At 67.8% G+C, this 14,289-nt stretch carries 14 protein-coding genes; 2 read left to right on the forward strand and 12 right to left on the reverse strand.

Annotated elements, in window-relative coordinates:
- The first annotated feature begins 129 nt into the window (after positions 1–129).
- Positions 130–288, forward strand: a complete 159-nt coding sequence (locus DOM66_RS19595) for a hypothetical protein (RefSeq protein WP_157959045.1) — start codon at positions 130–132, stop codon at positions 286–288.
- A 195-nt stretch (positions 289–483) separates the two neighbouring features.
- On the opposite strand, the gene DOM66_RS13410 is transcribed toward DOM66_RS19595, so the two are convergent.
- The 4 genes from DOM66_RS13410 to DOM66_RS13425 form a co-directional block, all read right to left on the reverse strand.
- Complete coding sequence (locus tag DOM66_RS13410; protein ID WP_110690534.1) at positions 484–1,146, reverse strand: class I SAM-dependent methyltransferase; 663 nt, start codon at positions 1,144–1,146, stop codon at positions 484–486.
- Between the two features lie 90 nt (positions 1,147–1,236).
- A complete protein-coding gene (locus tag DOM66_RS13415; protein ID WP_110674560.1) occupies positions 1,237–2,160 on the reverse strand; it encodes a LysR substrate-binding domain-containing protein in 924 nt (307 codons plus the stop codon).
- Between the two features lie 89 nt (positions 2,161–2,249).
- Positions 2,250–4,298 carry a CocE/NonD family hydrolase gene (locus DOM66_RS13420; RefSeq protein WP_110690535.1) on the reverse strand — a complete coding sequence of 683 codons (2,049 nt, stop codon included), beginning with the start codon at positions 4,296–4,298 and terminating at the stop codon, positions 2,250–2,252.
- A complete protein-coding gene (locus tag DOM66_RS13425) occupies positions 4,295–5,869 on the reverse strand; it encodes a BCCT family transporter (protein WP_110690554.1) in 1,575 nt (524 codons plus the stop codon). Before DOM66_RS13425 ends, DOM66_RS13420 begins: the two co-directional genes overlap by 4 nt.
- A 224-nt stretch (positions 5,870–6,093) precedes the next feature.
- Here DOM66_RS13425 and DOM66_RS13430 point away from each other — a divergent pair, with 224 nt between their 5' ends.
- Positions 6,094–6,309 (forward strand): DUF3820 family protein, encoded by a 216-nt coding sequence (locus DOM66_RS13430; RefSeq protein WP_110690536.1) that lies wholly within the window; start codon positions 6,094–6,096, stop codon positions 6,307–6,309.
- Between the two features lie 143 nt (positions 6,310–6,452).
- Here the strand turns inward: DOM66_RS13430 and DOM66_RS19600 are convergent, their stop codons facing one another.
- From DOM66_RS19600 to DOM66_RS13470, 8 genes are all read right to left on the reverse strand, one after another.
- A complete protein-coding gene (locus tag DOM66_RS19600) occupies positions 6,453–6,857 on the reverse strand; it encodes a hypothetical protein (RefSeq protein WP_157959046.1) in 405 nt (134 codons plus the stop codon).
- Entirely contained in the window at positions 6,850–8,046 is a 1,197-nt protein-coding gene (locus DOM66_RS13440; RefSeq protein WP_157959047.1) for a J domain-containing protein, read from the reverse strand. The genes DOM66_RS19600 and DOM66_RS13440 overlap by 8 nt, the downstream gene beginning before the upstream one ends.
- Before the next feature lie 116 nt (positions 8,047–8,162).
- Positions 8,163–8,597, reverse strand: coding sequence for a cytidine deaminase (locus tag DOM66_RS13445; RefSeq protein WP_110674554.1), 435 nt, complete (start codon positions 8,595–8,597; stop codon positions 8,163–8,165).
- A complete protein-coding gene (deoD, locus tag DOM66_RS13450) occupies positions 8,590–9,321 on the reverse strand; it encodes a purine-nucleoside phosphorylase (RefSeq protein ID WP_110690538.1) in 732 nt (243 codons plus the stop codon). Before deoD ends, DOM66_RS13445 begins: the two co-directional genes overlap by 8 nt.
- A 1-nt stretch (position 9,322) precedes the next feature.
- A complete protein-coding gene (locus tag DOM66_RS13455; protein WP_110690539.1) occupies positions 9,323–10,564 on the reverse strand; it encodes a phosphopentomutase in 1,242 nt (413 codons plus the stop codon).
- Positions 10,561–11,892 (reverse strand): thymidine phosphorylase, encoded by a 1,332-nt coding sequence (gene deoA / locus DOM66_RS13460; RefSeq protein ID WP_110690540.1) that lies wholly within the window; start codon positions 11,890–11,892, stop codon positions 10,561–10,563. Before deoA ends, DOM66_RS13455 begins: the two co-directional genes overlap by 4 nt.
- 60 nt (positions 11,893–11,952) lie before the next feature.
- Positions 11,953–12,726, reverse strand: a complete 774-nt coding sequence (deoC, locus tag DOM66_RS13465; protein ID WP_110690541.1) for a deoxyribose-phosphate aldolase — start codon at positions 12,724–12,726, stop codon at positions 11,953–11,955.
- Between the two features lie 100 nt (positions 12,727–12,826).
- Positions 12,827–14,098, reverse strand: a complete 1,272-nt coding sequence (locus DOM66_RS13470; protein ID WP_110674549.1) for a NupC/NupG family nucleoside CNT transporter — start codon at positions 14,096–14,098, stop codon at positions 12,827–12,829.
- Between the last annotated feature and the right edge of the window lie 191 nt (positions 14,099–14,289).

A 14,289-nucleotide genomic window follows, 5' to 3' on the forward strand; every position in this document is an offset into this window, starting at 1 on the left:
TGCCAACTTGCTACGCTGCGTCAGGATTCAAGGTTTTTTGTATCCGGGCGATAACGCAGGGTAACGATCGTCGCCGGCGCGAGCGCGTCCGGTGGCCACCAGGCAACGGGCCGACAGGCAGGGCACACCATGACTCTTCTCAGCATCTTCGCGATCGCCATCGGTTTCGGTGCCTTCGGGCTCTTTGTCGCGCTGCGCCTGTGTCGCAGCGACAAGAGCACGCCGGTGGCGAGAGAGCGCGTTGGCGCCAACGACGACACGCCGAGCGCCTCGCGCCAGCGCGCCTGATCCCAGCGCAATCCCCCCTTCCCCATAGTGTGACACCTCCCGGCGCCTCCCTCGGGCCAGTCGCGCTTCGACGGGTCACGTTGCTGCGGCAACTGCCGCTCTTGTCCCTGATGCTTTAACGACCCACGCCCGGCAGGATCTGCCCGCTGGCAGCATGATCGCGATACGCGCGCGTGCGCTGCGTCTGCCTGGCGATCACTCGCGCCTGGCGGAGAACAGCGCCACGCAGCCGACGATCTCGATCTGGTGATGGTCGAAACGCTCGGCGAGCGCGTGCTCCAGCGCCTGCGGTGTATCCGTCGTATTGGAGAAGATCCCCTTGGCGTTGTAGAACGCCATCAACCGGCGCGCCAACGGTGAGCGTGTGACGCCGTCCCCCAGGATGGTGGCGCCGAACAGTGTTGCCCCCGGCGCCAGCAGTGGCGCGAGGTGATCGAAGGCGTGTGCCTTGTGCGTCATCGGCCCGGGCAGGCAGTGCAGCAGGTAGTTGATGCCGATGGAGTCGAACGGTGCCGGCGGGTCTTCGATCGGGGCGAGAATGTCGAGTTGGCGCGTTTGCGGCTGCAGGCGCTTCACCCGCGCTGCGGTATGGGCCAGGGAGTCGGCGTTGAGGTCGAACAGCGTCAGCCGCGGCTGGTGACTCGGAAACCGGCTACGGTCGAGGAAAAATCCGGTACCCACGCCCACGTCGAGATGATTGGCGCTCAGGTGGCGCGCATAGTGCTCCAGCAGGCGCGAGGTCGGGCAGCGCCAGATGCCGCGATTGGAGAGTCGCAGCACGATCAGATCGTAGAGCGCCAGGTTGCGGCGGGTATAGACCGCCTGGCCGGCGTGGGTCGAATCGACAGGGGTGGGCATTGACGTTGTCTCTGTGGGCGTGCGTTTGTTGGCAGGCGTCTGTGGGGGAGGACAGGATTCGGGCCGTGACGCTGTTGGCAAGGGCGTCCGCTAGCGGGGCGGACCGGCACTCTCCAGCACCCAGTCGCGAAAGGCGCGCATCGGTTCGGTCAGGTGGCGATGGGTCGGGGTCAGCAGCGCCAGCCGTCCACGGCTGGGCAGGCTATCGGGCAGCGCCCGGACCAGGTTGCCCTGATCGAGCTCGGCGGCGAGCAGACGCATCCAGCCGAGGGTGACCCCCTGGCCCGCGAGGGTGGCGTTCATCAGCAGCTGGAAGCTGTTGGCACGCAGGGTGTGCAGCGGCGGCTGCCAGTCGAAGCCGAGGGAGCGATACCAGTGCTCCCAGGTCAGCCAGTCGCGGTAGTGATCCTCCACCACCATCAGGGTGTGGCGGGCGAGCAGGTCGGCGGGGTCGGCGACCGCACCGTGACGAGCCAGATAGACCGGGCTGCACACCGCGGCGACGCGCTCCTCGGCGAAGATCGGGCTGGCTTCGAGTCCGGGGGGATCGACCTCGTGGGGGATGTGGTAGTAGATGCCGAGATCGAATTCGGCCAGATCGAGCCGATAGGGGTCCTCGACGGTGAGGACTCGAATCTCGATGTCGGGATGCGCCTGCTGGAAATCGGGCAGCTGACGGGCGAGCCAGATCGAGGCGATGGTCGGGCTCGAGGCCAGGGTCAGCTGGCGGTCGTCGCCGCGCCGGCGCAGACGCGCAGTCTCGTCACGCAGTTCCCGCAGCAGCCGCTGCACCACGCGGAAGTAGTGCGCGCCGGCCGGGGTCAGGCGCAGGCCGTCATGCTGGCGTTCGAACAGCGGCCGGCCGAGATCCGTCTCGAGGCGCTTGATCTGGCGGCTGACCGCGCTCTGGGTCAGGCTCAGCTCACTGCCGGCCTGGGTGAAGCTCGAATGGCGGGCGGCCGCCTCGAAGGTGCGCAGGCAGGCCAGTGGGGGGAGCACGTCGCGAATGGGCATGGGGCGTCCGGAACCGAGTTCTCTCGGCCCCGGAGCATAGCACGAGTGGTGCACGCCACCTTCGGTCGCGACGTCCTGGAGCGGGACACTCAGATGGCGCGACGCGGGATCTCGCGGGCCCAGCGCTTCTCGCTGACCAGCGTCTCGCCCTCATGGGCGATCTGCTCGGCGCTCAGGTAGAAGGTGGTCTCGTCGCAGTGCAGGTGATAGCGGCTGACCACCTCGACGCCGAAGCGCGACTCGCCCGACTCGCGCCCGGCGCGGTAGGTCCACTCGATGTCGGCGCGGGTGCGGGTCGCGTCGCTGGGGTGGCTGACATAGACCTCGCGGGCCTTCTGCTCGACGCGCAGGCCGTGATCCTCGAAGCGGATATCGCCCATGTCGTCCTCCACCGTCACCGTCACTTCGCCGCTGCCGACATCCTCGCTGAGGGTGCGCCTTGGATGGCCCGGGCGCAGCGTCTCGATCCGGCACGGCGGCGCGCTCTCCGGCGGTTCGAACGGCATCGGCACGTAGGGCGCCTGGCAGATCGGCAGTGACAGCGTCGGCGTGCCGGCCTCGAGGGTGAGATCCGCACGTCGCGGCGGCGACCACACCAGCGGAAAGCTGGCGCTGGAGAGCGCCAGGCGCAGACGATGCCCGGGGGGCAGCCGGTAGCCGATCAGGTCCAGCGCCAGATCGATCTCCATGCGCTCGCCGGGGACCGGTGGGGTGAGCGTGGCCGGGTCGTCGCGGAGGGACAGATTGAGCGTGGCGTAGCTGATCAGCGCGCTCTCCCCGCTGGGGGCGACATCGCACAGGCGCACGTGCAGCTGGCCACAGCGCTCGGTGCTGCTCAGGCTGGCGCGCAGCCTGGGCTGGCCGAGCAGGTCGAGCCCTTCGGCGTAGGGCGCGGAGTCGAAGGTCAGCGCCAGGCCGTCGTCGCGGCGCTGATCCGGCGGGAAGTCGGCGCCGAACCACAGCGGGATATACTCGCCCTGCAGCGCGCCGGCGGTCAGCGGCGAAGCGATCGCGCGGTCCTCGCTCAGACGTCCTTGCGGCACCAGGCCGGCATCGCCGAGGGTGAGCGGTTGCCACGCGATCTCCTCGGCCGGGGCGGGCCAGGCGCGGGTCTGCACCCATCGGCCCGGACGCTCAAGATACTTGGGTGCCGGCGGCACGCCATCCTGCAGATAGAAGGTGCAGGGCGGCTCGTCCATGATCCCGGTGTCGATCCCCTTGAGCCAGTAGTCCCACCAGCGCAGCGCCTCCTGCAGAAAGCCGATGGCCGGGTCGGGAATCGCAAAGTGGGGGTACTTGTGCATCCAGGGGCCGAGCAGCGCCTTCTTCGGGCAGGAGAGGTGCTCCATCATCCGCGGAATGGTGTTGACGTAGGAGTCCGCCCAGCCGCTGATCATGTAGACCGCAGCTTCGATGTCGGCGTAGCGCTCGCAGATCGAGCCATGCTGCCAATAGGCGTCGCGCTGCTGATGACGCAGCCAGGGCTCGGCCAGTAGCGGCATGTTGTCGAGGCGCTGCTTCCACAGCTCTCGCCAGCGTTCTCCGACCAGTGCCGGGTCGGGTACGGCCGCGGAGAAGCTCAGCATGGTCGCCGCCCAGCCCAGGTTCTCCAGCAGCATGTTGCCGCCCTTGTAGTGGATATCGTCGGCGTAGCGGTCGTCGGTGGAGCAGAGGGTGATGATCGCCTTGAGGGGTTCGGGTCTGAGCGCGGCCAGCTGCAGGCTGTTGAAGCCGCCCCAGGAGATACCCATCATGCCGAGGTTGCCATCGCACCACGGCTGCGCGGCGATCCAGTCGATCACTTCCAGCGCGTCGGCCTGCTCCTGGGGCGCGTACTCATCCTCCATCAGACCATCGGACTCGCCGTTGCCGCGCATGTCGACACGCACACAGGCGTAGCCGTGGCCGGCGAGCCAGGGGTGGGTGAGTTCATCGCGCACCGCGGTGCCATCGCGCTTGCGGTAGGGCAGGTACTCGAGGATCGCCGGCACCGGCGCCGCTTCGGCGTTTTCGTCCGGTGTGCCAATGGCTCCTTCGGGTAACCAGATACGGGCGGCCAGGCGCGTGCCGTCTGCCAGCACGATCCACTGGTTCTCGATTTCGCGTACGCGGTGTGGGAAGTCCTGTTTGATCTTCATGCCTTGTCCTTGGCTGCGTGGGAAGGAGTCGACGGTGTCGGTACGACGTCGAGCCGCTCGGGATGCTTGAGCCAGACCCACAGCGAACCCGAGGCCAGCAGCACGATCAGCATCGACGGCAGTCCGCCGAGGTTGGAGAGCATCTTGATGCCGTCGATACCGACGAAACTGACCATGACCCAGGAGACCAGGCCGACGATCACGCCCCAGATCACCTTCATCGTGACGCCGGCGTTGAGATCGGAGTCGGCGGTCAGGCCGCGGGTGCAGAGATTGCCGATGGCGTCGGTCTGCGAGTCGGCGGCGGTGACGTAGGAGATGTAGGCGATGAACAGCAGCAGCGGCACCCACACCTGGGAGAGCGGCAGGTGGCGGAAGAGTTCGTAGAGCACGTTCTCCACCCCGCGCTGATCGAGGATGGCGTAGAGATCGGTGCCGCTCTCGCCGGCTCCCAGATGCGACTGGAAGTAGAGTGCGGTGCCCGAGAAGATCAGGATCCAGACACAGGCGAACAGCGCCGGATAGAGCAGGTTCACGCGCAGGAATTCGCGTACCGTGTAGCCGCGCGAGATCTTGCCCAGAAACAGCGCTGCCACCGGCGCCCAGGCGAACCACACCGCCCAGTAGAAGATCGACCACCACTGCGGCCACTGATCACTTCCCGCAGCGCCGGTGAACAGGCTCTTGGTGAAGAAGTTGTCGAGATAGATGCCGAACGATTCCACCCCCAGGGCCAGACAGAAGACCGTGGGGCCGACCACGAACACGAAGATACCGAGGATCAGCAGCAGCAGTGCGTTGAGCGACGACAGCCGGGCAATGCCCTTCTGCAGGCCGCTGGCGGCGGAGAGCACGAAGGTGACCACGATAATGGCGATGATCACGCCCAGACGCAGTGGGCTGGTCTCGCCGCCCAGATACTGGCCCACGCCGCCGGCCAGGGTCAGGGCGCCGGTGCCCAGCGACGACGCCATGCCGGCGACCAGGGCATAGAGCGATACCGCATCGATCAGCCCGGCGAAGCGCTTCACCCGCGGCCCGAACAGCGGCTCCAGCATGCTCGAGATCGAGAAGCGCAGGCGCAGATTGTAGAAGGCCAGGGCAAAGATCAACGCCGGCACGGCGTAGATCGCGTAGGGCGTGAACGACCAGTGCAGGAACATGGTCGACATGGCGAACAGCATGGCGTCGCTCGACCCCGCTTCCAGTCCACTGGAGGCCGGCGGCTCCATGTAGTGGTAGAGCGGCTCGGCGGTGGTCCAGAACAGCACCCCCACGGCCAGGGTGGTGCACAGGGTGATCGAGAACCAGCGCAGCGGCGAGAGCAGCGGGGTGGCCTCGGCGCCACCGATGCGTACACGGCCGAGGGGCGAGACATAGATGATCAGCGCCATGATCAGCAGATAGAGACTGCCCAGGCTGAACAGCCACGAGAAGTTGTCGAGCACCGCGGCGTTGAGCGCGCTGGCGGTGGCGAGGAAGGCGTCGAGATCGACATAGCTGGCGACCACGGCGCCCAGCAGGATCAGGAAGGTCGGCCAGAATACCAGCGGCCGCAGCGAGGTTTGCATACCCATCTCCGGTTATCGTTATCGTGTGGCGGCAGGCGCGCAGCATGCGCTGTCGTCATGGCGATATACCCTAACCGCTGCCGCGGGGCATCCTTCAAGCGGCGGCTGGGAATGGGGGTATGCGCCCAGCGCATGCCTGGCCGGCAAGCGGGCGGCAGGCCCCGGCGCGACGATCGGCTAAGATGGGCCCCGGACGAGACGCAAGAGGCGCGACAGGAGCGACGATGGAACCCGAGGATCTGAACAAGCTGGTGAGTGTGCGCATGCCGTTCGGCAAGTACGAAGGCCGCCTGATCGCCGATCTGCCTGGCCCCTATCTGGCCTGGTTCGCCCGCGAGGGCTTTCCCCGTGGGGAGATCGGCCAGCTTCTGGCGCTGATGCACGAGATCGACCACAACGGCCTCAGCGATCTGCTCGAGCCGCTGCGCCGCCGCGGTTAGGGAAACGCTACATAAATCGACGAGCGAGATGAAGCGCAAGGCGCATGGAACACAGAACGCGAGACATAACATGGGGTTAGGCGAGTGTTCGAGTACCACGCAACGCAGCGATTCGCTGGCGCAGGCATTTATGCAGCGTTTCCTTAGGCCAGTAGCCGGCCAAGTAGATGGGCCACCACCAGGCCCACGGTGATCGCGGCAGTGAGCCACAGGCGGCGGGGTTTGCGCTGCTGATAGTGCTGCAGGGCGACATCGAGCTTGCGGGTCAACTGCGCCTGGCGTGTGGTGGGCGCGCCGGGCGGCGAGAAGTCGTTGGCGGCGTCGCCGTGCCAGTGCGGCGCATGGGTCAGTCCCAGGCCGGCGCGCAGGCGGCCGATATCGCCCAGCAGCTGGTGCATGTCGTCGTATTCGGCGCGGCGTTCGGGGGAGCCCAGTGCGGCCTGGGCATCCGCCTTGAGCGATTGATTGGCACAGTGGCGGATGGCGTGTTCGATCTCCTCCGCGGTGGCGGTGGGTGGGATGCCGAGTCGTAGATAGAGATCACGCATGCTGCATCAACAGGTCGTAGGCGTTCTTGATGCGCTGGAAGCGCTGCGAGGCGAGGTTGATCCGCCACTCGCTCTGACCGTGGAAACGGTCGGGGTGGTGGCGTTGGGCCAGGCGCCGATAGGCGAGTTTGATCTCCCGCGGTGAGGCGCTGGTGTCCAGCTCCAGTTCGATCAGCGCGCGGCGGATGGGGTAGGAGGGCGCGTCGAAACCGGCGCGCTGGCGCTGCCGGCTCTGCTCGCGCTGCCACTGGCGCTGTTGCTCTTGGTGCTGACTTTCCTGCTCCTGGCGCTGTCGCTCTCGGCGCTGGCGTTCCTGGTACTGGCGCTGCTGCTGCTCCTGGCGTTGACGCTGTGCGGCTTCTTCGCGCTGGCGCTGGGCCTGTTCGCGCTGGCGCTGAGCCTGTTCGCGGCGCAGGGCTTCCGCCTCGGCCTGGCGCCGCGCCTGTTCACGCTGCTGAGCTTGTGCCTCGGCCTGGCGCTTGGCGTGGGCCTGGGCACGGCGTTCGCGCTCGGCCTGCGCCGCCGCCTCTCGCTGCTGTTCGCGTTCGCGGGCCTGCTGGGCCTGCTGGCGGCGCCACTGCTGCTGTTGCTTGTGTTCGCGCCACTGGTTCTCGGCCAGGCGCCGGACCCGGTCCCGCCAGGAGCCGCGATACTCGCCGGCGTTGGCCTGGGTCGAGCCGGTATCACCTTCCTCGACTTCCGCGGTGTCCTCGGCCTCCGGTTCGACGGGCTGCCAGTGGCTGCGGTGGCTGAGATCCTCGGGCGCGGCCAGGGTCCGGCCGGTGACCTCACGGTAGAGCGCGCGCAGGGCGTCCGGCGAAACCCCGGAGAGATCGGCCAGGAAACGCAGGATATGGTGATTGCGCAGACTCAGCGCGCCGTCGCTGGTGGCGAGAACCACCGCCTGGCGCAGAAAGGCGATGATCGGCCCGGTCTGTTCCTTCGTCAGCACCTCGGCGGCGAGCTGGACGTCGCCCAGATCCTGTCGCCTGGCCGCCGCCAGCAGCGTCTCCAGATCACGGCGGTGATGCGCGCGCGCGGCCAGACGTTCGAGATAGCGGCGGTCTTCATCGAGCGGGACGTGCTTGTTGGCAAAGACCCAGCACAGCAGCAAGAGCTCGGCGCTCTCACGCTGATGGGGGCTCTTCACGAGCAGCGACTCGAAGGCTGAGAAGCCGGTGGCGACCATGGGCGTTCCGCATGAGCCGATGCGGGGCATCGGTTAGCTGTTGTTTGTCGCCGAGTATACCCAAATCGACCACCCCGACGTCAGCCTCTAAAGCCGCGGTCGATCGACGCTGCGCCTCAGCTCATGCCCGAGCGCTTGGCGAGATTCTCCGGGCCGAAGGAGTCGGGCAGCAGTGTGTCCATGGTGTAGCGCTTGAGCGGCTGGCCGTCGCCGTCGAGCACCACGATCGTGGTCTCGGGGGTGGCGAATTCGCGGATGCGCTGACGGCAGTCGCCACAGGGCGTGCACAGGTGCTCGCCGGGGCCGATCACGTAGATCTCGCGGATACGCTGCTCGCCGTTGGAGACCAGTGCGGCGATGGCGCTGGCCTCGGCACACAGCCCCTTGTAGTTGGCACTCTCGACGTTGCAGCCGACGTAGGTCTGGCCGCTGGCGCCGATCAGGACCGCCCCCACCGGGTGGGCGGAGTAGGGCACGTAGGCGTTGGCACGCACGGCGAGTGCGGCCTGGCGGATGCTCTCGGGGACCGTGATGTCGCTGGGTTCAGTCATGGCTCGGTTCCTGGTCGTCGCGCAGCAGACCTTCCAGGGTGATCGCCATCATCTCGGCGAACCCGGTCTGGCGGGTCTGGGCGTCGAGCGCTTCGTGCTTGAGGATATGGTCGGAGACGGTGCACACGGTCAGCGCGCGGGCGCCGAACTCGGCGCAGACGCCGTAGAGGCCGGCGGCTTCCATCTCCACGCCGAGGATGCCGTGGCGCTGCAGGGTGTGGAAGAAGGCGTCGTCCGGGGTGTAGAACAGGTCCGCCGAGAACAGGTTGCCCACCTTGACTCGGGTGCCACGCTCGCGGGCGGCGTCCACCGTGTGGCGGGTCAGGGCGAAATCGGCGATGGCGGCGAAGTCGTGGCCGCCGAAGCGGGTGCGGTTGACGCCGGAGTCGGTGCAGGCGCCCATGCCGATGACGATATCGTTGACGCCGACATCGTCGCGCACCGCGCCGCAGGAGCCCACGCGCACCAGACGCTGGACGCCGTACTCGGTGATCAGCTCCTTGGCGTAGATGGAGAGCGAGGGGATGCCCATGCCGCTGCCCATCACCGAGATGCGGCGGCCGCGGTAGGTGCCGGTGAAGCCGAGCATGTTGCGCACGCGGTTGACGCAGACGACGTCGTCGAGAAAGGTCTCGGCGATGAACTGGGCGCGTAGCGGATCGCCCGGCATCAGCACGGTGTCGGCAAAATCGCCCTCGCGGGCTTCGATATGCGGGGTTGGCATGTCAGTCTCCTGAAGATCGCGCGGCCAGTAGTGAGGTGCCGTAGTCCATGGCGTCCAGGTCGAAGAACTCGGCCAGGGTCTGGCCGATATCGGCGTAGGTGTCGCGGGCGCCGAGGTCGCCGCTGGGGCCACCGCTGGCGAGCAGTACCGGCACCTGCTCGCGGGTGTGGTCGGTGCCGCGCCAGGTCGGGTCGTTGCCGTGGTCGGCGGTGAGGATCAGCAGGTCTTCGGGGGCCAGCCTGGCCAGCAGTTCGGGCAGGCGGCGGTCGAAGGCTTCCAGTGCGCTGGCATATCCCTCCGGGTCCCGGCGGTGGCCGTAGAGGGTGTCGAAGTCGACGAAATTGGTCATCACCAGCGTGTCCACGTCGGTCTTTCGGGCGTCGTCGATCGCCGTCAGGGTCGCCGCGAACAGGGCCTCGAAGCCGTGCGCCTTGCGCACCTCGCTGATGCCGCAGTGGGCGTAGATATCGCCGATCTTGCCTACGCCGAGCACCTGGCCGCCGCCATCGTGGAGCTTTTGCAGCACTGTGGGCGTGGGCGGTTCGAGGGCGTAGTCGCGGCGGTTGCCGGTACGCTCGAAACTCGATGGTGTCTCGCCGACAAAGGGGCGCGCGATGACGCGGCCGATGTTGTAGGGCATCAGCAGTTCACGTGCGATCTCGCACAGCCGATAGAGGCGGTCGAGGCCGAAGTGCTGCTCGTGGGCGGCGATCTGGAACACCGAGTCCGCCGAGGTGTAGACGATCGGCTTGCCGCTGGCGATGTGTTCCGCGCCGAGGGCCTCGATCACCGGCACCCCGGAGGCGTGGCAGTTGCCGAGCACGCCGGGCAGCCCGGCCTGCGCGATCAGCGCCGCCAGCAGCTCCGGCGGAAAGCTCTCCTCATGCTCGGGGAAATAGCCCCATTCGAACAGTGCCGGCACGCCGGCGATCTCCCAGTGGCCGGAGGGGGTGTCCTTGCCGGAGGAGATCTCGCGTGCGCAGGCCCAGCCTCCGGTCGGCTCGGCTGGGGGCGTCACCCCGGCGGCCCAGCTGCCGGTGGCGCGGTGATGGGCGTGATAGAGACCGAGCCGCGCCAGGTTGGGCAAGTCGAGCGGGCGTCCGGCGTCGGCGCGATAGCGGGCGATATGCCCCAGGGTGTCGGCACCGGCATCGCCGAAGGCGTCGGCATCGGGGGCATTGCCGATACCGAAGGAGTCGAGCACCAGCAGCACGGCGCGGCGGGGCGTGACGGACGTGGTCATGGCAGATCCTCCTGGCGCAGGGTGGCGTGGACGAGCGTGGGGGTATCGGCTGCGCCCGCCTCCAGATGAAAGGCGTCGCTCAGACGCGCGCCCAGGGCCTCGGCTGCCTCGCGATCGGCGGCGTGAACCCGCAGCAGCGGCTCGCCGGCGCTGAGCGTCTGGCCCAGTTCGGCGATATGCGACAACCCCACGCGTGGGTCGATGGCGTCACCGGCATTGCGCCTCCCGCCGCCCAGCTCGACCACCGCGAGCCCCAGCACGCGGGTGTCGATGGCGTGCACGACGCCGTCGCGGGGGGCGGCGACCTCGTGCACGACCGGTGCCGTGGGCAGGTAGTGCGCGGCGCGCTGAGTGAAGTCGGCAGGCCCGCCGAGACCGTGGACCATACGCCCGAAACGCTCGAGCGCGGCGCCGTTGTCGAGCGTCTGTGCCAGGCGCCGCTCGGCGTCCTGGGCATCCCTGGCCAGCCCCGACTGGATCAGCATCTCGCTGGCCAGCGCCTGGGTCACCCGATAGAGACGGCTGTGGCGATCGTCGCCGCGCAGCACCTCGAGCGCTGCCGCTACCTCCAGGGCGTTGCCGGCGCAGCGCGCCAGCGGCTGGTTCATGTCGGTGAGCAGTACGCTGGTGCGGGTGCCGGCGGCGCAGCCGGTGGCGACGATCGCCTCTGCCAGCTCGCGCGAGGCTTCCGGGGTCGGCATGAAGGCGCCGCTGCCCACCTTGACGTCCATCACCAGGCTGCCCAGCCCGCAGGCGAGCTTCTTGCCCAGGATCGAGGCCACGATCAACGGCAGCGACTCCACCGTCGCGGTGACGTCGCGCACGCCGTAGAGGCGCTTGTCGGCAGGGGCGAGCGCGCCGGTCTGGCCGATTATGGCGACCCCGACCTCCTGCACCAGACGACGGAAGGTGGCCTCACTGGGAGTGATATCGTAGCCGGGGATCGACTCCAGCTTGTCCAGGGTGCCCCCGGTATGGCCCAGGCCACGGCCGGAGATCATTGGCACGTGGCCGCCGCAGGCCGCGATCCAGGGACCCAGGACCAGCGAGACGAGATCGCCGACGCCGCCGGTGGAGTGCTTGTCGAGCACCGGCCCTGCGAGGTCGAGATCGTCCCAACTCAGCACCTGGCCGGAGTCGCGAATCGCCTCGGTCAGCGCGGTCGCCTCCGCCTCGTGCATGCCGTTGAGATAGACCGCCATGGCGAAGGCGCCGATCTGGGCGTCTCCGACCGTGTCATCGGCGATCCCGCGCATGACCAGATCGAGCATTTGTCGGTCGAGGGTCTGGCCGTCGCGCTTGCGCCGGATGATCTCCTGAATCAGCATCTTCGCTCCTCGTGGGCGGTTGTCAGCGCTCGTGTTCTCCGCTCGTTCTTTCCGCTCGGCTCAGTAGCCGCTGCCCGCCGGCGTCGCGGCCTTGCCCGAGAGGGTAGCGAGCAGGGCGTCGAGCAGCCCGGAGGCGCCGAAACGGAAGTGCTCCGGGGTCAGCCAGGCCGTGCCCATCAGGCGCTCGGCCAGCGCCAGGTAGGTCTGGGCCTCTTCGCTGGTGCGAATACCGCCGGCGGCCTTGAAGCCGACATCGCGGCCGCTGTCGCGGATGGCGGTGAGCAGGATCTCGGCGGCCTCGAGGGTGGCGTTGGTGGCGACCTTGCCGGTGGAAGTCTTGAGGAAGTCGGCGCCGGCATCGAGGGCAATCTCGGCAGCCTGACGGATCAGCTCGGGGCGCTTGAGCTCGCCGGTCTCGAGAATCACCTTGAGCCGCTGGTCGCCACAGGCCTCGCGGCAGGCGCTGACCAGCGCCCGGCCGGAGGCAGTGTCGCCATTGATCAGCGCCTTATAGGGGAAAACCACATCGACCTCGTCGGCCCCGGCGACCACGGCCGCCCGGGTCTCGCGCGCGGCGCGCTCGGCGTTGACGCTGCCATCGGGGAAATTGGTCACCGTGGCGATACGTACCCGGTCGCGCAGCCCCAGTTCGCGCAGCTGGCGATCAGCGGCATCGATGAAGGCGGGATAGACGCACACCGCCGCCGGTGAGCCGAAGTCGGTCGCCGTGCGCCGGCACAGCGCCTCGATGCGCGCGGCATCGTCGTCGGCATTGAGCGAGGTCAGATCCATCATCGCCAGCGCCTGGCTGGCGGCCTGTTGGAGCGTCTTCATCCGGCTATCTCCTTGAAGCGCAGAGAGGAAAAGAGGGCGGCCCCGGGCGAGTGGGGCGGCGTCTGTCCCTGCCGCCCCGGTTCGTGTCGGGCCCGCGGGCTCAGGCAGTACCGGCCAGGGCCAGGAAGATCCCCGCCAGGGTCGCCGACATCAGGTTGGAGAGGGTGCCGGCGAGGACCGCCTTGAGCCCGTAGCGGGCGATCTCGTGGCGGCGATTGGGCGCCAGCGTGCCGAGGCCGCCGAGCAGGATCGCGATCGAGGAGAGGTTGGCGAAGCCGCACAGGGCGAACGACAGGATCGCCGCGGTGTGCGCCGACATCGCCTTGCCGGTCTCCGCCACCAGAGTGTCGCCGCTGATGTAGGGCGCCAGATTGATATAGGCGACGAACTCGTTGACCACCAGCTTCTGGCCGATGAAGGAACCGGCCAGGGTGGCCTCGTGCCACGGGATGCCGAGCACAAAGGCGAGCGGCGAGAAGAGCCAGCCGAGGATCATCGACAGGCTCAGCGAATCGACGCCGAACCAGCCGCCGACACCGCCGAGAATACCGTCGATCAGCGCGATCAGGCCGATGAATGCGAGCAGCATGGCGCCCACGTTGGCGGCCAGCATCAGCCCCGAGGAGGCCCCGGTGGCAGCGGCGTCGAGTACGTTGGCCGGCTTGTCCTCGGCGTCGAGGACTTCCTTGGCCTTGCCGGTGTGGTCGTCCGGAGTCTCGGTCTCGGGCATCAGGATCTTGGCGAACAGCAGCCCGCCGGGGGCGGCCATGAACGACGCCGCGATCAGGTACTCCATCGGGATGCCGAGCTCGGCATACCCGGCCAGCACCGAGCCGGCCACCGAGGCGAGCCCGCCGCACATCACCGCGAACAGCTCGGACTTGGTCATGTTGGCGAGGAACGGCCGCACCACCAGCGGCGCTTCGGTCTGGCCGACGAAGACGTTGGCGGTGGCCGAGAGTGACTCGGTGCGCGAGGTGCCGAGTACCTTCTGCAGCGCGCCGCCGAGGATGCGCACCACCCACTGCATGATGCCCAGGTAGTAGAGCACGGCGGTCAGCGAGGAGAAGAAGATGATGATCGGCAGCACCTTGATGGCGAAGACGAAGCCGATGTTGCTGGGGTCGGCGAGATTGCCGAAGAGAAAGCCGATGCCGTCGTTGGCGTAGCCGATGACCTGACTGACCGCCCCGGAGATGGCGCCCAGCACGCTCTTGCCCACCGGCACGTAGAGCACGAAGGCGCCGATGCCGGCCTGAATGAGAAAGGCGCCGGCCACGGTGCGCAGGCGGATCGCCTTGCGGTCGCTCGAGAAGGCGAGCGCGATCAGCAGCAGAACGACGACGCCGACCAGACCCATGATGAGTGTCATGTTGTTGTCCTTGGTGTTGGTCTTGGAGAGGGGGGATTGCGGTTCTGTGTGCGCTTTTTAACATTTTTATGTTTGTCTAGTCACTTATTGTTTTTATTCTGACAACGCCATAGAGTGATCGGCGTCACCGCCCCCTTTCTGCGGGTCGCGCCCCGGCTGCGCGCCGAGCAGGGCAGCCTGCGTTAGGCACT

Source organism: Salinicola endophyticus (assembly GCF_003206575.1).
In the GTDB taxonomy this organism is placed as follows: Bacteria; Pseudomonadota; Gammaproteobacteria; order Pseudomonadales; family Halomonadaceae; genus Salinicola; species Salinicola endophyticus.

Excerpts from the sequence above, each read along its gene's own strand:
- DOM66_RS19595 (WP_157959045.1), top strand. The coding sequence starts at position 130 with ATGACTCTTCTCAGCATCTTCGCGATCGCCATCGGTTTCGGTGCCTTC.
- DOM66_RS13410 (WP_110690534.1), bottom strand. The coding sequence starts at position 1,146 with ATGCCCACCCCTGTCGATTCGACCCACGCCGGCCAGGCGGTCTATACC.
- DOM66_RS13415 (WP_110674560.1), bottom strand. The coding sequence starts at position 2,160 with ATGCCCATTCGCGACGTGCTCCCCCCACTGGCCTGCCTGCGCACCTTC.
- DOM66_RS13420 (WP_110690535.1), bottom strand. The coding sequence starts at position 4,298 with ATGAAGATCAAACAGGACTTCCCACACCGCGTACGCGAAATCGAGAAC.
- DOM66_RS13425 (WP_110690554.1), bottom strand. The coding sequence starts at position 5,869 with ATGCAAACCTCGCTGCGGCCGCTGGTATTCTGGCCGACCTTCCTGATC.
- DOM66_RS13430 (WP_110690536.1), top strand. The coding sequence starts at position 6,094 with ATGGAACCCGAGGATCTGAACAAGCTGGTGAGTGTGCGCATGCCGTTC.
- DOM66_RS19600 (WP_157959046.1), bottom strand. The coding sequence starts at position 6,857 with ATGCGTGATCTCTATCTACGACTCGGCATCCCACCCACCGCCACCGCG.
- DOM66_RS13440 (WP_157959047.1), bottom strand. The coding sequence starts at position 8,046 with ATGGTCGCCACCGGCTTCTCAGCCTTCGAGTCGCTGCTCGTGAAGAGC.
- DOM66_RS13445 (WP_110674554.1), bottom strand. The coding sequence starts at position 8,597 with ATGACTGAACCCAGCGACATCACGGTCCCCGAGAGCATCCGCCAGGCC.
- deoD (WP_110690538.1), bottom strand. The coding sequence starts at position 9,321 with ATGCCAACCCCGCATATCGAAGCCCGCGAGGGCGATTTTGCCGACACC.
- DOM66_RS13455 (WP_110690539.1), bottom strand. The coding sequence starts at position 10,564 with ATGACCACGTCCGTCACGCCCCGCCGCGCCGTGCTGCTGGTGCTCGAC.
- deoA (WP_110690540.1), bottom strand. The coding sequence starts at position 11,892 with ATGCTGATTCAGGAGATCATCCGGCGCAAGCGCGACGGCCAGACCCTC.
- deoC (WP_110690541.1), bottom strand. The coding sequence starts at position 12,726 with ATGAAGACGCTCCAACAGGCCGCCAGCCAGGCGCTGGCGATGATGGAT.
- DOM66_RS13470 (WP_110674549.1), bottom strand. The coding sequence starts at position 14,098 with ATGACACTCATCATGGGTCTGGTCGGCGTCGTCGTTCTGCTGCTGATC.